Annotated in this window: 24 protein-coding genes and 1 tRNA gene; 11 read left to right on the forward strand and 14 right to left on the reverse strand. The window is 52.6% G+C overall.

The window, feature by feature from the left end; genetic code table 11:
• Window positions 1-15: 15 nt before the first annotated feature.
• From AC07PF_RS27380 to AC07PF_RS27405, 6 genes are all read left to right on the forward strand, one after another.
• On the forward strand, window positions 16-324 hold the full coding sequence (locus AC07PF_RS27380; RefSeq protein WP_494613993.1) for a helix-turn-helix domain-containing protein: 309 nt from the start codon (window positions 16-18) through the stop codon (window positions 322-324).
• Window positions 287-1,312, forward strand: a complete 1,026-nt coding sequence (locus tag AC07PF_RS27385) for a reverse transcriptase family protein (RefSeq protein ID WP_494613994.1) — start codon at window positions 287-289, stop codon at window positions 1,310-1,312. Before AC07PF_RS27380 ends, AC07PF_RS27385 begins: the two co-directional genes overlap by 38 nt.
• 74 nt (window positions 1,313-1,386) lie before the next feature.
• Window positions 1,387-1,680 carry an H-NS histone family protein gene (locus AC07PF_RS27390; protein ID WP_494613995.1) on the forward strand — a complete coding sequence of 98 codons (294 nt, stop codon included), beginning with the start codon at window positions 1,387-1,389 and terminating at the stop codon, window positions 1,678-1,680.
• 38 nt (window positions 1,681-1,718) lie between these two features.
• Window positions 1,719-2,393 carry a hypothetical protein gene (locus AC07PF_RS27395; protein ID WP_494613996.1) on the forward strand — a complete coding sequence of 225 codons (675 nt, stop codon included), beginning with the start codon at window positions 1,719-1,721 and terminating at the stop codon, window positions 2,391-2,393.
• A 48-nt stretch (window positions 2,394-2,441) separates the two neighbouring features.
• A complete protein-coding gene (locus AC07PF_RS27400) occupies window positions 2,442-2,870 on the forward strand; it encodes a T6SS immunity protein Tdi1 domain-containing protein (RefSeq protein WP_494613997.1) in 429 nt (142 codons plus the stop codon).
• 47 nt (window positions 2,871-2,917) lie between these two features.
• Window positions 2,918-3,364: a hypothetical protein gene (locus AC07PF_RS27405; RefSeq protein WP_494613998.1), complete on the forward strand. Its 447-nt coding sequence runs from the start codon at window positions 2,918-2,920 to the stop codon at window positions 3,362-3,364.
• A gap of 337 nt (window positions 3,365-3,701) precedes the next feature.
• Here AC07PF_RS27405 and AC07PF_RS27410 read toward each other — a convergent pair.
• The 5 genes from AC07PF_RS27410 to AC07PF_RS27430 all read right to left on the reverse strand — a co-directional run bounded on the left by AC07PF_RS27410 (window position 3,702) and on the right by AC07PF_RS27430 (window position 6,728).
• Window positions 3,702-3,796: transfer RNA gene (locus AC07PF_RS27410), tRNA-Asn, on the reverse strand.
• Window positions 3,797-4,008: 212 nt separating this feature from the next.
• The gene (locus AC07PF_RS27415; RefSeq protein WP_494613999.1) at window positions 4,009-4,647 is read right to left on the reverse strand and encodes a hypothetical protein; all 639 of its coding nucleotides are present in this window, start codon (window positions 4,645-4,647) and stop codon (window positions 4,009-4,011) included.
• Window positions 4,648-4,903: 256 nt separating this feature from the next.
• A complete protein-coding gene (locus tag AC07PF_RS27420; RefSeq protein ID WP_494614000.1) occupies window positions 4,904-5,629 on the reverse strand; it encodes a hypothetical protein in 726 nt (241 codons plus the stop codon).
• Between the two features lie 59 nt (window positions 5,630-5,688).
• Window positions 5,689-6,495: a hypothetical protein gene (locus AC07PF_RS27425; protein WP_494614001.1), complete on the reverse strand. Its 807-nt coding sequence runs from the start codon at window positions 6,493-6,495 to the stop codon at window positions 5,689-5,691.
• 20 nt (window positions 6,496-6,515) lie between these two features.
• Window positions 6,516-6,728, reverse strand: coding sequence for a tyrosine-type recombinase/integrase (locus tag AC07PF_RS27430; protein WP_494614002.1), 213 nt, complete (start codon window positions 6,726-6,728; stop codon window positions 6,516-6,518).
• 81 nt (window positions 6,729-6,809) lie between these two features.
• Here AC07PF_RS27430 and AC07PF_RS27435 point away from each other — a divergent pair, with 81 nt between their 5' ends.
• The 4 genes from AC07PF_RS27435 (at window position 6,810) to AC07PF_RS27450 (ending at window position 11,064) form a co-directional block, all read left to right on the forward strand.
• Window positions 6,810-7,856 (forward strand): dienelactone hydrolase family protein, encoded by a 1,047-nt coding sequence (locus AC07PF_RS27435; RefSeq protein WP_494614003.1) that lies wholly within the window; start codon window positions 6,810-6,812, stop codon window positions 7,854-7,856.
• Between the two features lie 8 nt (window positions 7,857-7,864).
• Window positions 7,865-8,887 (forward strand): dienelactone hydrolase family protein, encoded by a 1,023-nt coding sequence (locus AC07PF_RS27440; protein ID WP_494614004.1) that lies wholly within the window; start codon window positions 7,865-7,867, stop codon window positions 8,885-8,887.
• Window positions 8,888-8,951: 64 nt separating this feature from the next.
• Window positions 8,952-10,241 (forward strand): hypothetical protein, encoded by a 1,290-nt coding sequence (locus tag AC07PF_RS27445; protein WP_494614005.1) that lies wholly within the window; start codon window positions 8,952-8,954, stop codon window positions 10,239-10,241.
• 16 nt (window positions 10,242-10,257) lie between these two features.
• Window positions 10,258-11,064 (forward strand): HEPN domain-containing protein, encoded by an 807-nt coding sequence (locus AC07PF_RS27450; protein WP_494614006.1) that lies wholly within the window; start codon window positions 10,258-10,260, stop codon window positions 11,062-11,064.
• A gap of 23 nt (window positions 11,065-11,087) precedes the next feature.
• Here the strand turns inward: AC07PF_RS27450 and AC07PF_RS27455 are convergent, their stop codons facing one another.
• From AC07PF_RS27455 to AC07PF_RS27495, 9 genes are all read right to left on the reverse strand, one after another.
• Window positions 11,088-12,275: a site-specific integrase gene (locus tag AC07PF_RS27455; RefSeq protein ID WP_494614007.1), complete on the reverse strand. Its 1,188-nt coding sequence runs from the start codon at window positions 12,273-12,275 to the stop codon at window positions 11,088-11,090.
• 426 nt (window positions 12,276-12,701) lie between these two features.
• Complete coding sequence (locus tag AC07PF_RS27460) at window positions 12,702-13,898, reverse strand: AAA family ATPase (RefSeq protein WP_494614008.1); 1,197 nt, start codon at window positions 13,896-13,898, stop codon at window positions 12,702-12,704.
• Window positions 13,899-14,446: 548 nt separating this feature from the next.
• Window positions 14,447-14,596, reverse strand: coding sequence for a hypothetical protein (locus AC07PF_RS27465; protein WP_494614009.1), 150 nt, complete (start codon window positions 14,594-14,596; stop codon window positions 14,447-14,449).
• 14 nt (window positions 14,597-14,610) lie between these two features.
• Window positions 14,611-14,787, reverse strand: a complete 177-nt coding sequence (locus tag AC07PF_RS27470) for a hypothetical protein (RefSeq protein ID WP_494614010.1) — start codon at window positions 14,785-14,787, stop codon at window positions 14,611-14,613.
• Between the two features lie 139 nt (window positions 14,788-14,926).
• Complete coding sequence (locus AC07PF_RS27475; RefSeq protein ID WP_494614011.1) at window positions 14,927-15,445, reverse strand: hypothetical protein; 519 nt, start codon at window positions 15,443-15,445, stop codon at window positions 14,927-14,929.
• Window positions 15,446-15,571: 126 nt separating this feature from the next.
• Window positions 15,572-15,940: a hypothetical protein gene (locus tag AC07PF_RS27480; RefSeq protein WP_494614012.1), complete on the reverse strand. Its 369-nt coding sequence runs from the start codon at window positions 15,938-15,940 to the stop codon at window positions 15,572-15,574.
• A gap of 147 nt (window positions 15,941-16,087) precedes the next feature.
• Entirely contained in the window at window positions 16,088-16,570 is a 483-nt protein-coding gene (locus AC07PF_RS27485; protein WP_494614013.1) for a hypothetical protein, read from the reverse strand.
• A gap of 2 nt (window positions 16,571-16,572) precedes the next feature.
• Window positions 16,573-16,953, reverse strand: coding sequence for a DUF4177 domain-containing protein (locus AC07PF_RS27490; RefSeq protein WP_494614014.1), 381 nt, complete (start codon window positions 16,951-16,953; stop codon window positions 16,573-16,575).
• A gap of 40 nt (window positions 16,954-16,993) precedes the next feature.
• Window positions 16,994-17,323, reverse strand: a complete 330-nt coding sequence (locus AC07PF_RS27495; protein WP_494614015.1) for a hypothetical protein — start codon at window positions 17,321-17,323, stop codon at window positions 16,994-16,996.
• 204 nt (window positions 17,324-17,527) lie between these two features.
• On the opposite strand from AC07PF_RS27495, the gene AC07PF_RS27500 reads away from it, so the two are divergent.
• Complete coding sequence (locus tag AC07PF_RS27500) at window positions 17,528-17,818, forward strand: helix-turn-helix domain-containing protein (RefSeq protein ID WP_494614020.1); 291 nt, start codon at window positions 17,528-17,530, stop codon at window positions 17,816-17,818.
• Window positions 17,819-18,047 lie beyond the last annotated feature (229 nt).

Here is an 18,047-nt window from a genome sequence, read left to right on the forward strand (position 1 = left end):
TCTGCAGGTAGAAAAATGGACATCGGTAACGCCATCCAACTGGCTCGAAAGAAGCGGAAGTTGTCGCAAGCTGATTTGGCTCAGCGAGCAGACATCTCTGCGTCATACCTTTCCATGTTGGAAAGAAATCGGCGTGATCCCCCCTTGTCCACCGTCACCCGAATCGCCAAGGCACTAGGCATGCCCGTCGAAATCCTCTTTTTCCTGGGCGCTGAAGGAAATGAGCTAGGAAGACTAGACAGAGAGCTTGCAGGTCAACTTGCAATGACAGCGTTGGAGCTTCTCAATGAGCCTTATTCTCAGCAAACCGATCTATCCTTGTGATCCTGTTTGGACGCTTGAAAAGCTAGGGGAGGCCCTACGAATAGACTTGGCCGAACTTCAAGCCGTCGCGGCTGTTGCCAATAGATCCTATACAAAGAAACTGGTCAAGAAAGACCGCGAGGTATTTTCAGCCAGACCGCGCCTCAAGTTGATTCAGAACAGAATCAAGATAGCTTTTTTGCAGCGAGTTATATTCCCGGAATACCTCACAGGAAGCCTCAGAGGGTGCGACTACGTCACCAACGCAAAGATACACACCAATGCCAGAATACTGATCTGCGAGGATGTACAGCAGTTCTTTCCATCGGTAGACTCTGAAAAAGTAAAAGACATCTGGCTCAACTTCTTTGGATTCTCAGACGCTGTAGCCGAACTACTGACAAAATTAACGACAAAGGCCGGAGCCTTACCTCAAGGCGCTAGCACAAGTAGCTACTTAGCAAATCTCGTCCTTTGGCGCACTGAACCACTTCTACAAGCGAAGCTCGCTGACCACGGTATAATCTATTCGCGGTATGTGGATGATATGTCTATTTCCTCCAAATTCCAACTTGAACCGACAGAGTTGGAGCGAATTATCGCGGACGCATATGGGATGCTTCGCAGAAATGGTCTCTCAGCCAAGCGAAAGAAGCATGAAATATTCCGAGAGTCACAGCGAATGATTGTGACAAAGGTTATTGTAAACACGAAAGCCTCATGGGCTAAGGATCGCCGTTCAGCGATTCGCACTCAAGTTCATGTGCTTGAAAGTCGCATTGCAGCGGGCGAGAACAGTATTGAGCTTTCCAAATTCCTTGATCAAACCTCTCACAAGGTCGGGCAATTGGGGCGCTTCCACAAAAACGACTATCGAGACTTATTGCCCAGGGTGCGTGCGGCACGAGAAGCACTGCGAATCAATCCTCCGCCATTCATAACGGGTGACAACGAGAGGTGGTCAGAGGCTGTTCCACCACATGCTCCGTGGGAGTTGCGCAGTATTTAAATGGGTCGAAGCTGTCTGCACCCATTCAAATTTACCGTAGGATGACAACTACATCACTAACAAAGGCTCCATTTATGTCCAACTACAAAGCACTCATCGCCCGCAAAGCCGAACTCGACAGACTCATTGAGGAGACCCGCAAGGCTGAACAGTCAGGCGCCATCGCCGAAGCAAGAGCCCTCATCGCTGAGTTCGGACTGACCTCCGAAGATGTGTTCGGGGGCGGCAAGAAGGCTCGCACCTCCAGCGCCAAGGGTACGAAGGTAGAGGCCAAATACCGCGATCCCGCGACTGGAGCGACATGGACGGGTCGGGGCCGTGCGCCTGTGTGGATCGTGGATAAGGACCGCTCTGCTTTTGCTATTTAAATCGACTTATCGAAGATCAACACCAAGTCGGAGACGCTGTGACCATTGAAGGAAACTTAAAAGATCGCATTCGAGCGCTGGCTGAGGAAGCCGAGTTCCTGAGCAGAGATGTCAACAGCGACCGCGTGATCTCGGAAACGCATCGCGCAGAGTGTGTTGGATGGCTCACATCAGCTCGCAACGTGGTCTACTTGGCATGCCCAAGTCCTGATTCCGTCTACCGCAAGGCTGCTGACAAAATAGCAGATGAAGGCTGGGGATACATCATCCATCATGGTGTGGCACACATGGCTGCCGTCCTTCGTAACTTGTGTCGTGACGCTGACGCGGGCGCATTGGTTGCGCTTACAGACCAAGCCAGAGCCGAAACTTTCGACGACTTTTTAGACCACGCAGAAGAATACGCAAGGAGCAAGCGAGCGCAAGAAGCGGGGGTCATCGCCGGAGTAGTTTTTGAAGACACTCTGCGCCGAGTTTGTCGAAAGCACCAAATTCCAGAAAAGGATGTGCCTCTTGATCAGTTGATTTCAGCACTGACCAACAAGGGCATATTGACTGCGACCAAAGCCAAGAGAGCACGAGTAGGCGCGCATGTTCGAACCAAGGCCACTCATGCTCAGTGGGATGAGTACGATATCTCTGATGTGAAGGACACGATAACCTTTACAAGGGAGTTTATTGAAGCGCAATTGGATGGAGGCGGTCCAGCCTGAATCGCTGTCAACGTACAACGCCACCAGTCCATTTAGCAATAAGCAAGCATGAACCTCTCGGACGCGCTCCTACACCCCAGCGAATACGACAGCGCAGAGATTTCGAACCAATGGCAGGCCGTCATCGGTGATAGCTCGGTGCTGCATGTTTCGGTGTTCGGCAACCTGTTCCTGCTGAATGAACAAGGCCACGTACTCCTGCTGGATAGCTGGTCCGGTGAGATCCATGGCGTCAGCGAGACCTATGAAGAGTACAAGACAGATGTCGCCACCGATCCCGAGTTCTTTCGCTCCTGGTTCTTGACCGACCTGATTCAGCTCCTCAATGCTGGAGGCATGACGCGAGGTGCCGGCCAAGTCTTTGCCCCGTTTGTGTCACCAGCGCTCGGCGGCCGCCTTGTCCTTGAGAACTTCTCGACAGCACCAATCAAGGCCTACGCCGCCCTCAGTTCGGGAGAGGTATTCGGCAGGCGGTAGGCGTCACTGAGCACCCGATGCTATTTAGCACCCGCCAAGAAACTTAAATGGCCATCGCATACGTCCTCGGCAGTCCCGTACCAATGAAGTCCTTCGTACTAGAGGGCATCATCCTGAGTTCAGCATGCCCTGTTGGCCAGCCCCTCCCATGCCGCATTGAGATCCCGATTGATGAATTCATTTCGATCTTGGATGGACCCTACAACAGCTTCGCTGTCGACGTGAAGGACTGGCCCGTAGAGGATGATGATGACGCCTTGGGCATTGCAGGCTACCCACCTCTGGCTCAGATGCTGCGTAGCCCTACCCTGCTGCTCCACGCGTTTGAAGCCCTGAGAATTGAGTTCTTCAGCCACTTCTCACGCGGCCAGAGGGCCCTGTATTGCATCAAAGCTATAAAGAATTTACGAGTAGAGGGACAGCAGGTTGTTGTTGAGGCAAGCTGCGTTGCCTTTCCATGGGCCGCACAGCAGCGAACCGCCAACCCACCATAGTCAGCATCGATGCATCCGGCATCAATCCGCGCGCCATCTATCGCCTCAATGCACCTCGCCCAGACGACCACAGCATCGAAGCCCGCGACACCCGCACATAGCACTCGCCAATGCCGGCCATCATCAGCCCATAGCCGACAGTTCGCTGACCCGACCAGTCCCCTGAGCCTCGCAACGCAACAACCTCGCCGCCAAACCCGCCGAGCCACACCGACCCGCGATGCCTTCAGCCATCAACCGATGATGTGCGCCTCATCGCAGCGTCCTATGATCAGCATGAACCACCACCCCAAAGCAAAAAGGCCACCCCGAAAGGTAGCCTTTTACTGCCACTGAATGGCTCCTCGACCTGGGCTCGAACCAGGGACCTACGGATTAACAGTCCAGATCGCTGACCGAGGTGTCCCTTCCTAAGCTGAAGATTTGCGAGGGGTTTTCGCAATCCCTCGCGCCGACCATTCCTCAGCCGACCCTATGCCGACCCTGGCTGCTATGCGCGGCATCATTCGGGTGAAAAATCCGATCTGGATCAACGAGTTAGCCGCATCCCCGCCGAGCGTTTCCCGACTATGCTCCAGGCGCTTTCTGGGATAGCTCGGGGCTCGATGATGGTAGTTCAACGTTGCGTTTTATTAAACCCCTATTCAAATGTCCTTCTTTCGTGATGCTTCATATGCCTGCTTGGCTTTCGATTTTTCCTTTTCTTCAGCGGCCTTAACCTCAGAGGCAAGTAGTGTTCCTTCAAGCTCGATTGAAACAACAACTGTCGGGAGCTGATTCAGACCGGCGACTTTGCCTGTCGGTTGCATTCTCATTTCCTGAATTGTCAGGACTTCATTTTGTCCAGTCACTTTACACGTTTTGAAGCTTACATCGGCACTGCTGTCAGGCTTTATGGTATTGGTCTTGCAATCGAAGGAGATGGGCCTGGAGTTTTCCGCTGAGAGCTTTTCCTCCAGTGCAGACTGCAGTGTGTTAAAGGGCCCATCCAACGTAGTTTTATAGTTAAAGATGGCTCCATTGGCATTGGTAGTTGCTACAAAGGATCTAGTTTTCCCAAAGTAATCCATATCGAACATGTATGACTGCCCGGTAAACTTCTTCGCCTTAGCTATCTTTTTTATATCCATACCAACGCCGAACTCCTTCAGAGTAATCGGCTTTTGGACGCTCGAATTAGGCGAATTTGACTCTGGAGATGGCGCCGATGGCGTACTTTCCGAACAACCCAATAAAAGCACCAAAAGAGAATTAAAATAGATACCAATAATAACTTTTCGCACAAAAATTCCTAAAACTGAGCTGTGTTAAATTATTTATATTTCGACACACTGAATCACAATCACCTGAAATTCTAACATTGCCCAAAAAGCAAAACCCGTTTTGCATTCTTTGACAATCAGCGTACCCGGAAAATCAAGCAAGCCACATATTGGCAGATGCTATATTTTTAAGCAATTTACCAATCTAAGATAGTCAACTTGGCATCAAGCCGACCACACATAGAATTGAACTCGGCACATTTGACTCTTCATACTTTCAAAAGTCCATAAAGTCTTCACTAACTTCCGGCAGCGCTTTTATCTTGGCGTCTACCTCATGAATTAAGGCAACACAAGAATTCACCAAATCAGAAATCATCGCCGCACTCAATTCAACTTGCGCTCCGTTGCTATCATAGCCCGCTCGATGGACACAATCATGTCTTAGTTTTACCGCCCTAAAGAGCCAGTCAATTTCACCAAAATCAATACCAAAAACACTCTTGTACATGGGCTTGATTTTGTTCAGTTTGTGAAATATCAATTCCTTAAGATAAGTCCGGATCTCATCCTGCAATTTTTCCTGCTTCGAAAAGATCTCCTTCACCGTTAGGGTTCTGCCTGCAAATTCAGGATCACTCTCAACCAACGCTCTAATATAGAATGGAGAGGAAAGTGTTTTGAATATAAAAGTTGAGGACAAAAACCCCTCGACAGCAGCCACCACATGAGCAAATAACATCACATGGAGATTTCGCTCCGTTGAAATACTCACTTTAGCTCCAAGCATCTCTTTAACCGCATTGATGCACTCATCAAATAGCGCCAATGGAGTTTGCCCTGGTATATCCCAATCGTATTCGTCGTAGTCTACACCGCCATTATTATACTGCTCCGCCAACTCATGCCATCTGGGATGATCCTCGTCCGCATCTTCATCACCCAGTTGGTCTCTAATCCACTCCGCCCGTTCTTCATTGTGCTCCTCCTCCAGTTGCTCCATCCACAATCTTTTAGTCAGCCCCATTTTCACCTCACTTTAATTATGTCCATGCATCATTTTTAGGCTTCACTAGCTTTTAATAGCCACCGCGCCCTAATTTCCTCGCAAGACGCTTCAATATCATTCATTCTCTTTTTTCCCGCCTTAGGGGCCGAAAATACGCTTGAAGACGGAACATCAATCACTATGCACAACCTATGATCAATAGGCGTTTGAACACTACTTTCCAAGAATGCCCTTAGCGCGGTTGCAACATACTCCCCAGAAGTGGTAGTAAGTGGATTCGACTTGGGAAAATGAAGCTTAATTGCCCCAACCACTTCTCCGCTGTCGTTTTTAACATAGACATCCGGCCTAACTGAAACAACGACACCGGAAATCTCCATTATGGAGGAACCGCCCGCAACGCCCTTTTCGAATATATAATCCACCGGCAGCTGATCTGAAATATCCAGAAAATCGTCCATTGCATCTGCAGATAGATTTTTATCCTGCGCAACAAATTTACTCTCATATATTTGATTCCGCAGGTTTTCAGCACTATCGATTAACCCCTGCTCATCAATCTCACCAGCTATGAAACTGGAGATTTTATCTCGAGCATCCGTATACCGAGCGGCAATGAAGTCCTTAGGATTTATTTGATCTTCTACTATGCGCCTCCTCCTAGCTGAAGTAGCTGTCATATACTCGCCCAGCTTATTAAGACTTATTCTTGGCTCTACCATGATAATCCTTTTTAATGAGTGGAAGTCAGCACCAAATTTCAGCCGGAAGGCGGAGTTGCACGCGTCAAATACCCTTATAACAACATTTTTTGAAATGTAAAAATTGTTTCTTACCAGCAGAAGAGCTGGGAGACCCACTGCCCCTCCCAGCACCCTTCTTACGCCGCGAGCTTCGAATTCACCGGCGCCCTCAGCATCACTGAAGCGCTGTTCGCGGCCTCCTGCAGCACCCTTGAGTCCAGATGGGCGTACCGCTGGGTCACGGACGGATCGGAGTGTCCGAGGATCTGCTGCACCTCGCACAACGACCACCCGCTGTTCACCAGGAACGACGCGAACTGGTGGCGTAGGTCCCAACGTGACAGGAGCATTCACCCATTTGTCGGAGCGCAGCGGGAGACACAATGCGTTACGATTTGAAGAACTACAACTCGTATAAGAGATAGGTGGGGATGAACACACAAACAAGTCGCCAACGCCTACGTTTCATCGCGATTGCGCTCTCTGTCTGCGCCACCCAAACTGGCAACGCGGCCCCACTTGCTGACCTTAGCAGCGGTCAAACAGGCCGAATCGAGTTCACCTCTTCCACCCCCGACCATCGCTGGGCCCTGATCCGAGGCCGACTAGGGCCAGAGGTGACCGTCTATGGCGATCTGCTGATGCCCAACACGCGGGTAGAGGGCAAGGTGCCTGCAGTGGTCTTCTCACACGGAAGCGAGGGCGTCAGCAGCCTTTATTTCGACGTGTGGGCCAAGGCACTCAACGGCGCCGGTTATGCCGTGTTCGTAGTGGACAGCTTCAAGCCCCGGGGTGAAGACCGCGTGACGGGTGCCACCAAGCAGTTGACTTGGAACACCATGGCCAACACCACGGACGCCCTCTATGCCCTCAAGTTGCTCGCCACACATCCCCAGATCGATCGCAGCAAGATCTTCCACATGGGATGGTCGAGAGGTGGTCAGGCCCTGCTGGACGCTGCCTGGCCTACCTACCAGCAGCACGTCCTTCCTGTTGATGTGAAATGGGCTGGCGGTGTGGCCGTCTACCCGGGGTGCAACATGCGCTACCGCGTGGACCAGCACAGCAAGCTCCCTGCGCCAATCTTGATGCTGCTCGGCGAGAAAGACGACATGACGCTTCCCAAGCCCTGCATGGAGCTGGCGGATGAGTACGCGGCTGCAGGTCTGCCGGTGAGCTACAAAGTCTACCCAGGGGCAACCCACGTGTTCGATCGTTTGAACATGTCTTGGCGAAAGGCCAATGAGGGCAACTTCAACGGTTGTTCAATGGACGTGCGGATGCCCTACGGTACCAACGACCGCAGTTGGGGCCCGGCGCATGACAAGTATTCAGGAAAGACCTTTACCGAGCCCAATGAGTGGAACGCGTTTCTATCCAAGTGCCAAAAGACGAGTTGGGTAGGGATCGAGAGCAATGACAAAGCGCGAGAGCAGGCTGTGAAAGATGTTTTGGCTTTTTTGAAGGGCGTCCAATGAAGTTGGCTATGAACCATGCATCGCGAGTCGGTTGGGCACTTGCGCTGGCGATAGGGATACCTCTGACTGCTGCGGCACAGATCCCGCAAGAGACTGCGTTTAATCCCGCCGGCCTTACTCCGATGTCGTTTACAAGCAAGTCATGCGAGGGGTTTGTTGATACACCTTCGTGGAAATGCACAGAACTGCAGGTTCCGGGCTATGTCCTGCGTGCGAAGGACAGTAAAGCAATTGTGCTCGTAAGTCACGGAAGCCAAGGTCTAGACAAGCGACATTCAGATTATGCAAAGGCGCTTTCTGATGCGGGTATTACCGCAGTTGTGCTTGGGCATTGGCAAGCACGAAATCTCGATTCCGTTCAAATGGACTATGACAAGGGTCGTCGTAGCGGAGGGAAATCCACAAATCAGGTTATTGATGTTCTATCCGCTGCCACACAACTGAAGGAAACTGCAGAGTTTAAAAATGCGAAGATCGGCCACATAGGTGAATCGATGGGTGGCGTTACTGCATTAAATCTCACGAGACCCTACTTGCGCCGAGCTTTCAACGAAGCCAATGGAAAGCAACCTGCACAGTTGTCGGCCCTGGTAGCACTTTACCCTGGATGCTTCGATCATTTCTCAAATGAAGCGTTCACTTCCACACCTCTGCTATTCGTATTGGGTGCTGAAGATGAAGACAGTCCAGCTAAGCATTGCATTGATCAGGCCCCATATATGAAGGCTCGCGGAGGGAACGCAAGTGTGATCGTTCTTGAGGGTGAGGGTCACGATTTCGATGCACCATATAGGCAAACACGCGGCAAAGCGCAAAACCCACAGAAATGCTGGAATAACCGCGAGGGCGATATTTTCACTTTGAGAGAGACCGGAAGAAAATATCCGGGCACTGCTGACGGTTTTGATGCAATGATGAAGGACTGCATTGCATTAACTTGGACAAAGGCACTATATGGCTATAGAGCTTCTCCAATGACTGGATATAAGGAATGGTTGGGCTACTTTAAGCAGAAATTGCTCGATGAATGATTGCGGAGCATGGTGCTCGGCTTTCGCCTAAAGTCAATGGCCCCCATTACTTCATGAGGTAACGATGGCGAGAGATGACTTTTCAGCCGCAACCAAGGATGTTCTGGCGAAGCGAGTAAACCTTTTTTGCTCGAATCCTAGATGTGGCAAACCGACGGCTGGACCGCACTCTGATCCTGCGCGTGCCCTCAATCTTGGAGTTGCCGCGCATATCACAGCGGCTTCACTTGGTGGACCGCGCTTCGACAAAGCAGCCACAGCGGAAAGTCGCTCGTCTTTTCTAAATGGAATCTGGCTCTGTCAAAATTGTGCCAAATTGGTAGATAACGATCCTGATTCGTATACGGTAGCATTGCTGCATTCTTGGAGAGGTCAAGCAGAAGCGAGAGTTTTGCTTGCACTGCATGGAAGAACCGTAGATGAGTTACCCCAGCCCTCTTCTGCAAAACACACACCGCTACCGCGAATTCGATGGCTTCCTTACGACTTAGCGCGAGCTCAGCTCGTTGACTTTGGTTGGCACCCTCTCCTTCGGCCCCCCTCTAGCAGCTCGCACCCAGATATTTGTGGCGGCAATGGTCCTTACTATTGGGGCAAAGGTTTTCGAGAAATAGTTCATGCCTGCCCTACTGGAACTGCAGCGTGCACTTTTGCATTCAAAGATGCCTATGGGCACCATCTTGAGGTCATTACTGAAGGAGAAGCCGATTCCGGCATCGGAGCGGAGGCAATTGTGATGTCTTGGCGAATTCATGAAAATGCGCCATCTTTTATTAATTACACTGCCAGCTTCGATAAATCAGCAATAAAGGTGGTGCGGCGCACTACCCCCGGAAATATCCTCGAATCAGTAGAAATCGGAACACCGGCAGAAAAAGTACGCGAGCGTCTTGGAATTCCTGATGTGATATCTGGTGATGCATGGCATTATAGATTTATTGAAACCGAAGTTCAAATCTATTTTAAGTCAAATTACCTTGAGTCGCTCGTAATAGCACTCATCCGTGACTTTAAGTATCACGGACTAGATGCGCCTTTTGGACACTTCGTGCTTGGCGAAATCTCCGTGAAAGACCTTATTGATATGGGTCACGAAAATGTGGACTATCGTGATTCCATGCGAACCAAGGAAATCACCATGGTGGTAAGAGTAGGTCCGGGGGGAGCTTGGAGCGAATGCTTTTTCGGTGCAATGGTCATTCTTTCCGGCGGAAGCGCTCTGGCAGACACAGATTTTATTTGGGATCATGAAAATCAATGCTTAAGCTCTCCCCCAGGAGCCACTATTTTCAACTGGATTGGTATTCGCTCAGGTGGCAAAGCGCCCTATTTCTCTTGGTTTATTAAACCATGACGCAAAGCCTCAACACATGATCACAAGAAAATCCAAATCTGGCTTTTACTACGATTCCTACGAGCACGCGCAGATCATTTCGGCAACAGAGCAGCGATGGGATTTTACAGCTGCATGCAGCGATGCGATTATGCTCATCAAAATTCATGATGAAAAGTCTGGCGGCGGTGTTGGGCGCCCTCCGCCGGAACTCGAAGCTCTCAAACGCTCGGCACTTATTATTGCCGTTACGGCTTGGGAGTCTTTTGTAGAAGACACAGTGACTGCCAAATTAAAATCACGTATCGACTTGGCGAAGAAGCCCTCCGATGTACAGTCTACTTTTAACAAGGTTGCCCACAACTGGATGGACCCTGCCAAGTCGGGAAAACGGAATCCTCCTGAAATTGCACTGTGGGCAGGAGATGAGTGGAAAAATCGCATTCTAGATTCATTAGCTCATGAATTATTAACTTTCCACACTCCCAACACAGCGAACACAAATTCGCTATTCGAAACGTATCTAGGAATTAAAGTTAAAGACAGTTGGAGTTGGAGAAACGTCAGCACAGCCAAGGCCCAACAAAAACTAGATAAGCTAATCAAGGATCGGGGTCAAGTTGTCCACCGTGGCAAACGCATGCTCAGACAAGAACCAAACGAAAAGCCTATTCGACGAGCCCAGGTTGTTGATGCTCTCAATCTGATTTACATGCTTGTAAACGCCACGGAAAAGGCAATTGGATGTGCTCCCACCTCAAGGCATTCGCCTGAGCTTGAACGATTACGTTCCAGGTGGACTGAATCTAGCAAGCCCGAAGAGAGGCCTCCAGCACGTTCATAGGAACGCACCGGAGGCCCCCACCATTACGCAGCCAGCTTCAGTTTGACCGGCGCCTTCAGCATCACCGACGCACTGTTCGCGGCCTCCTGCAGCGCCCTTGAGTCCAGATGGGCGTACCGCTGGGTCACGGACGGATCGGAGTGCCCGAGGATCTGCTGCACCTCATACAAGGACCGCCCACTGTTGACCAGGAACGATGCGAACTGATGGCGCAGGTCATGGATGCGCAGCTCCGGCAATCCGGCTTTCTCGCGCAGCCTGGTCCACACCTTCATGATCGTTGTGTAGGGTTTCCCGCTCTGCTGGTTGATGAACAGATTGGCGAACTTCCCTTCGGTACACAACTGATCCAGCACGTCCAATGCGGAGTCATTCAACGGGACAGACCGCATCCTCTTGGACTTGGAATGCTCCGCTGAAATCCGCCACACCCGCTGCGCCCGATCTATCTGCCCCCACTTAGCCTGCAGGGCTTCGTTGAGGCGCGCCCCGGTGCTCAGCAGGAACAATGCGATCTGGCACACCGTCCTGTTGTCATCGGTTCGCAGAACACCCAGGAGGCGCTGCAGCTCGTCTTCGTTCAGGTAGCGCTCGATCTTGTTGTCCTCATTGAACAGGGGCACACCCGCCGCCGGGTTCTTGTCGAGAAGGTCCCACTCGATGGCCATGTTGAGGGCGTACCGAATGAGCTTCACGTGATGGTCGCAGCTCGCCGGCGATAGACCGCCATCGAGCAGCCCCGTATGGAAGGTCTGGATCTGCTGGCGCGTCACCTCGTTGAGCCGCTTCTTTCCAAATGCCGGCTGTATACGCAACCTGAAAAGCTGCTCGTCACGGTCCCATGAGCGCTTTCTGGGGGTCACGTACGGGAAGTAGTGATCCTTGAAGAACTCATCGAACGTGAGCACAGCCTTGCGGGCTTTCTCATCACCGCGAGGATCAGCGCCGAGAGCGATTTCCGCCTTGTACTTGCGGGCTTGCTTGCGGGCGTCAGGCAGGCTGATTTCCGTGGAGCGGCCCAGCTTCTGATGGCAGGTTTTGTTGTTGGCGTCCTTGTATCGAAGGAAGTAGGTTCCCTTTCCCGGGTTGGTTGCACGGACCTCAATGTAGAGGCCGGGGATCTCATCGCAGCACCACTCGACGCGAGGTTTGTCGGCTGGGCAGGTGAGGCTGTTGGTGATGAAAGCAGGGTTCAATTTGACGATTGGCATAGGCTGAAGGGTTCCTTTCTGGTGGTTGAAGAATCGATGGGCAAGCCTCCGGCCCACCTTGGCAATGACGCCAAAGTTGACCGAGGGGGAGCGAGTTATTGGTGCGGCCGCGCCTTTGGGCCGGTCACGGAGTCGAGGGTGCCGCAGCGGTGGCGGCGGGCAAGAGTGGCCCAAGGGGGTGGGGTGGCGTCCCGGAATGGGTGTAGGGATGGGCCGACCCGGCGGGGCCCTCCCTGGGCCAATCTGGCAGGACCTTGAGCGCCTGCGCGTTGTTTCCCGGAACACCCAAAGTCAGCCCCCACCTCGGCCGGGCTCGCCGAGGCTGGTGGACGGGACCGGGACCTGAAAACCTGGGAACCTGAAACCCTGGCAGGCCGGTGGGGCTGGGTTCCTGGCGACCTGAGAGCCTGCCTGGCAACACACCGCTCAGAAGTCGGACAGCTCCGGGTGGAAGTGAGCGATGATTTCGAGGTTCAGTCTGAACATATGTGCTCCATGATCTACTACGTCGAAGCTCCACAGATGGTGGTCCGCTGTTTCCCCGCAGTAGCGACCAATCACCTGACTAGCGGCGTTTCTGGAGAGCCTAAACGTATGCATCAACTTGACGATGAGGTCCGTCTTGTTCATGGAACTCTTACGGAGGGTTGCCAAGATAAATTGAATGAGGTCGCTGTCTTTGACCATCATCGCCGCAATCAACGCTTGAGCCTGTTCGGCCTCACCCACCAACGTCACGGAATCGAATCGTTCCTGATAGGACACACCAGCTCGATCCAAGTAGCGATACAGCACAACCGGATCCACATCGCCACGCTTCTTTTGGTTCTCAAAACGGACTACTACGTGATCGCCAGTAGCTTCTTTAGTTGCTGTCATCACACACATGCAGTCGCAATCCTGAACGATGTCAGCCGTGCCTCCGTACACATCCTTCCCATCATCACCCTTCTTCTTGTTGGTGTGAGCAAGGGCAACCAATGTGCCGCCGGCCTGAACAAAGCTTCGAGCGATAACACCAAACTGGGTGCACTCACTTTTTTGCATGAGATCAACGAACTTCTTCAGGGTGTCAATAACGACCACACATCCCTTTGCCGTCTTGGTGCGCACAAGTTCCGATAGGCTATCCACGAGCACCGCAGGCTTGAAGTTGTGTTCGCCGCCAGCAATAGTGTGGAAACCATACTGTTCCGCAATTGCCGCCTTCTCACAGACGCCAGTGCTGGAGTCGTCCATGTTGACGTAATAGACATTCTCTGGGTCCACACGACCATCAGCGACGGCGCGCGCAAGCAGATTGAGGGTGATCAAAGTCTTGCCAGTGTTAGGTGCTGCGTAGAACACCGTCCACTGCCCAAGGAGGGCGACTTTCCCCAGAAACGGAACTGAATCGACGGCACGCTTCTTCAGCTCGTCAAGTTGCCCACGAAGGGAATACGCAAGGAGGGGATTCGCGGGCGCCTCCACAGGCTTCCATACGGACGATGGATCTGTTGCAAGCGGAGGGAAGGCGACTTTGGGAGTGGTGTTCGACAGTCCGTCGTCACGCACGTCAATGAAGGGGATGAAAGATGGATCGACGTTGGCGCCAGAAAGGGATGTCGAAGTTTGTACGATCATGCAGTAGGTTCCTCAAAGGAAGGTAGCAGGACCTTCGGAGGAGACGACATCTCGTTTCGCTCACGAATGTCCCACCACGGTTAAGGGTAGGTACAACGTTGCGATCGGAGACATCACTGCGATCTAGCTCAGGGAGGTGCAATAGTGATGCACTCATCAAGGTGCCAAGCGGAAGGTCAAATCTAACCTTTGGGGTGCACATATCAGTGCTACTTGGCGCCAGGGACCAAATGGTCATTTCCTTAGCAAAGCGAAGTATAGCACGAATTTTGCCGCGAGGATTGGCAACCCCTAAGTTGTGTTCAAAAGCGCTGCCCCAGGTTCCGGGGTTTTCAGGCGCCTCCACCCTCGCAGCTTCCCAGGTTTTCAGGTTCCCAGGCCCCGCCACCGCCCCAGGTTTCCAGTTTCCCAGGCCCTCGGGGTCGCAGCAAAAAACAAGGGGAGAGATCGCCCCGGAGCAGCACCTTGCGGCACCACCCCGGGGGAGCGTCAAGGAGGTACCAGGCTGGTCCCAGGGCAGCCCCGGCGAGCCGCCTGATAGGTCGGGGTCACCCCCAGTACGGGGCCCCCAGGTGGTCCGCTGGCACCCCGGCGAGGAGCCCGGCGTGTCGGGTCACGGTGAGGGGCAGCAGTTCCGGGGGGAGGTCGTCGTCCAGGGCGGAATTGACGGCACGCAGCAGGCAGTCTTCGTAAAACATGGGGAAGGTTCCTTTCAATCGAACATATGGAAGTAGGCGACACCCGCGACTGCGAGGGCCACCACGAGGATCAGCAGGGGGAAGCAGTAGATGAGCACGGCACCGATCAGCAGGGGCAACGTCCACTTCGTCGATGACAGAGCAGACTGGCCAATGACGATCAGCGCGAGGATTGCAATCAACTTCAGCATCAGGTTCCTTCAAATTCAGGAGGTCGGTATAGGGCCGGTGTTTGGTGTCGGCCGCAGTGGTGTTCCCGGAACTCTTTTCATTTCAAGGACTTACGAGAGGCAAATTTGACCCACCTCCGGAGTGCCACTCCAAGGGCAGTTAATCAACTTTCTCCAGCTTCTTTTTGGTGCCCCTGCCCTTCCCGCCAATGGACTTCTTGCCGATAGAACTTGGAGGTTCATCAGCGAGGTCGACACCATCAGAAATGAGCTTTTTGGTGTGTTCATCAAAGGTGGGGTTTTCCAAGACCTGATAGCCGCGGAGCGCTTCGGGAATCGACTGGACGAATCCGAGGTGCTTCATTACAGCCAACAGGAACCCTGAGGTGTTCACCGACTTGCCTTGGAAGATAGGACGCAGAGAAGCCGACGTTACGGGGTTGACCAGCAGCGGGCCGATAGAGTCGTAGGGCACCCACTCCTTGCTGAAGAAGCCATTTCCACTCGTGCGCAACACACGAATGAACAGGCGCTCACTTTCATTGCAGCCGACCTGGAAGTCGATCGAGGTTCGCCCGGAGAGGGACGAGCATCTGTCCGCCTGGATCACGCGGATCTTGACGGAGGTAACCGTTGCGGTAGCCGTGGGGGTGCCAGTTTGTTGTGTTTCAATGGTCATGGTGTTTCCTTTTGGGTTGGTTAATGGATGAAGGTTTATTTAATCCTTCGTTATAGATACACATATTTCCTCAGTTTTCGGGCATAAAAAAGCCACCCGAAGGTGGCCGATTTGGAACACACAGATTTACCCCTTGGTTGAATGATTAACACACAGTTGGTGTATATCAACATCAATAATTGACTTTGGAATAAGTAGCGAGTGGCCGAAGCCATCATCACTCAGTACACACACCAATTCATACCAGTTGTGGTGTTCCACAAAGCATTCCCAGTAAGAGGTGAACCCCGGTTCGTCGTATGACACACCACTCCAACGATTGATCAATGGCGAATACCCAAGGGTTTGCGCTAGAGCTGCGGAAGTGTCCGATGGATCAACTAGAAACACATGAGCCACATCCTCAATATGAAATCCCTGCGCTTCTATGGTTGACACCAGATTTCCCACTATGGATTTGACCTCCTGATCATTTGTGGTGTTCAAGAGATCCATAATTTCCTTGTGTGTCGTAAATGATTTGATATCAAGCTCCTTTCAAATGGACAAAGAAAAAGCGCCCGAGAATTTCTCCAGGGGCGCAACGAGGTAAAAGTAGTGTGTGTCTACAAGATAGAGGTGTGTGTCTCAAAAGTTTTGCATTCAAAGGGTCTTCTCTGGTGTCCCTATAGGGCGTGCACCAGATGCTTCTCGCCGTTTCTTCATTAGGTGTGCGATGTATGCCCAAGCGATCGCGGAGAACACACCTGTGCGTATCCAATCGGCATTGAAGAGGTTGAACAGCGCAATGAAACACAGCCCGCCAGCAATCAACACTTGCAGGATGCTCTTCAACAGCCCAATTCCCGGCAACGAATCAGTGCTGATTTCAACGGTCTTTTTCGATTTATTCGCTGCTACATAGCCAGGATTCCATAGGCTCTGGCGAACATCGGAAGCGGTCGCCTTTTCCTCCTCCTGGCGAACCACCTGCAGCTCGGCCTGGCGCTGGTCCTCCTCAGCCTTCCTTCGCGCCGCCTCCTCCGCTGCGGCATGTTGGCGCTTCCTTTCAATCTCGGCTGCGGCCTGCTGACGCTCACGCTCAACCTCCCGGCGCCGCGCGGCGATCTTGTCATTGAGGTCCATGGTCACTCCTCACCGAGACTGCCAGCGGCAATGGCATTGAGAGCGGACACCCCGAGGACTACCCCCGCAGTGCCCAATACGGCCTTGCGCCCCTGACGCTTGGCACCGTCCTCCGCAGCGATCACATCGTCAATGCACCTGGCCGCCCTCGCCTCGCGCTCATGCTCCGGGACGCGCCTCTCGAAAGTCACCATGAGGGTTTCCCGGTCGGACACCACAAGGTGGCGCTGCATGACCTTGGACATGAACACCATCCTCCATCCCTCGGAGGCCATGGCATTGATGTACGCCTCAAGTACCTTCGTTTCGATACGCCCCTCCCCCAATAGGAGAGAGCTGATCGATCCATCGGCAACGTCAATCACTTTGTACTCATACTCCATATTGCTCCTTTCAATTGGTGTTAATTAATATCAATCGCCGTCACTTGGCCCAGCGTGCCTGCTCAAATAGGCCGGGAATTTCTATAGTTCCTTTTTCCTTGTCGTACAGACACAAACCTGAGGTGTAGCTACGCGATGAACGCTCGTCCTTTACCGCAAGTTCAATCACAAGTTTTCCATTTTTATTCCAGTGATCAACGGCAGATACATCGCTATAAGATTTAGCACGCTTCTCCTTATAGAACCTTGCACATTCTGATTGGGCTTCTTTAAGCTCCTCGCTAGAGGGTCCGGAGCATGCCGCGAGCAGAGCTACAGATGACAGCGTTGCAATCATTGTGAGCACCTTACCAATTTCAAAATCTTTCAAGTACATCTCCCAATAGTTAATTGATAGTTAAAGGAATGCCAGAGTGGTGTCATCCAACTGGCGGCGAAAATATTGTAACGACTTTCGTAATAAAGCGCTTGTAAATATTACGACTTTCGTAACGACGTGGGCGAGCCTTGTTACGAGACTCGATACATGCCTGCCACCAGCACGTCCACCTCAGCCACGATCGTGGGGAGACGTATGCGCGCCCTCCGGGAGGGCCTTGGGTGGCCTCAGGAGCGCGTGGGTGTCGAGATAGGGATTGAGGAGTCAAGCGCCCGTGTGCGGATCAGCCGGTACGAAGCGGGAGTGCACGAGCCCCCCGTGGCCACCGCTAGGCTCATTGCAGGTGTTCTAGGGGTGCCGCTGGCCTACCTCTACTGCGAGCAGGACAGCATTGCGGCGCTACTGCTTGCGTTGCACAAGCAGCCTCCCAAGGCCCAAGAAGAAGCGGCGGAGAGGTTCACTGCGGAACTCAGCGGGGCCCAATAGTTGGTTGGCACGCGGCACCTGACCACTCGACGACCCGACGAGGCGCCAGCCCCGGAGAAACTCCGCAGGCTCACCCGACGCCCTGACGACTCGACGGCGACGCTCTACGGGATGTAGCCGAGCACATCGTCCAACTGCTACGATGACTGCTATCGGCCGAGGCTGTGTGAAAACCCAACCCTAAACCGCTGCCCAAAACTAAAATAACGGCACCCGATTCAAGCGAGGT

This window comes from Acidovorax sp. GW821-FHT10A04, from assembly GCF_059415825.1.

Bases quoted from the DNA above. Each gene is read 5' to 3' on its own strand.
- AC07PF_RS27385 (WP_494613994.1), top strand. From the start codon at position 287: ATGAGCCTTATTCTCAGCAAACCGATCTATCCTTGTGATCCTGTTTGG.
- AC07PF_RS27390 (WP_494613995.1), top strand. From the start codon at position 1,387: ATGTCCAACTACAAAGCACTCATCGCCCGCAAAGCCGAACTCGACAGA.
- AC07PF_RS27405 (WP_494613998.1), top strand. From the start codon at position 2,918: ATGGCCATCGCATACGTCCTCGGCAGTCCCGTACCAATGAAGTCCTTC.
- AC07PF_RS27485 (WP_494614013.1), bottom strand. From the start codon at position 16,570: ATGGACCTCAATGACAAGATCGCCGCGCGGCGCCGGGAGGTTGAGCGT.
- AC07PF_RS27435 (WP_494614003.1), top strand. From the start codon at position 6,810: ATGAACACACAAACAAGTCGCCAACGCCTACGTTTCATCGCGATTGCG.
- AC07PF_RS27490 (WP_494614014.1), bottom strand. From the start codon at position 16,953: ATGGAGTATGAGTACAAAGTGATTGACGTTGCCGATGGATCGATCAGC.
- AC07PF_RS27420 (WP_494614000.1), bottom strand. From the start codon at position 5,629: ATGGAGCAACTGGAGGAGGAGCACAATGAAGAACGGGCGGAGTGGATT.
- AC07PF_RS27480 (WP_494614012.1), bottom strand. From the start codon at position 15,940: ATGGATCTCTTGAACACCACAAATGATCAGGAGGTCAAATCCATAGTG.
- AC07PF_RS27460 (WP_494614008.1), bottom strand. From the start codon at position 13,898: ATGATCGTACAAACTTCGACATCCCTTTCTGGCGCCAACGTCGATCCA.
- AC07PF_RS27400 (WP_494613997.1), top strand. From the start codon at position 2,442: ATGAACCTCTCGGACGCGCTCCTACACCCCAGCGAATACGACAGCGCA.
- AC07PF_RS27445 (WP_494614005.1), top strand. From the start codon at position 8,952: ATGGCGAGAGATGACTTTTCAGCCGCAACCAAGGATGTTCTGGCGAAG.
- AC07PF_RS27500 (WP_494614020.1), top strand. From the start codon at position 17,528: ATGCGCGCCCTCCGGGAGGGCCTTGGGTGGCCTCAGGAGCGCGTGGGT.
- AC07PF_RS27440 (WP_494614004.1), top strand. From the start codon at position 7,865: ATGAACCATGCATCGCGAGTCGGTTGGGCACTTGCGCTGGCGATAGGG.
- AC07PF_RS27430 (WP_494614002.1), bottom strand. From the start codon at position 6,728: ATGCTCCTGTCACGTTGGGACCTACGCCACCAGTTCGCGTCGTTCCTG.
- AC07PF_RS27380 (WP_494613993.1), top strand. From the start codon at position 16: ATGGACATCGGTAACGCCATCCAACTGGCTCGAAAGAAGCGGAAGTTG.
- AC07PF_RS27450 (WP_494614006.1), top strand. From the start codon at position 10,258: ATGATCACAAGAAAATCCAAATCTGGCTTTTACTACGATTCCTACGAG.
- AC07PF_RS27465 (WP_494614009.1), bottom strand. From the start codon at position 14,596: ATGTTTTACGAAGACTGCCTGCTGCGTGCCGTCAATTCCGCCCTGGAC.
- AC07PF_RS27470 (WP_494614010.1), bottom strand. From the start codon at position 14,787: ATGCTGAAGTTGATTGCAATCCTCGCGCTGATCGTCATTGGCCAGTCT.
- AC07PF_RS27455 (WP_494614007.1), bottom strand. From the start codon at position 12,275: ATGCCAATCGTCAAATTGAACCCTGCTTTCATCACCAACAGCCTCACC.
- AC07PF_RS27475 (WP_494614011.1), bottom strand. From the start codon at position 15,445: ATGACCATTGAAACACAACAAACTGGCACCCCCACGGCTACCGCAACG.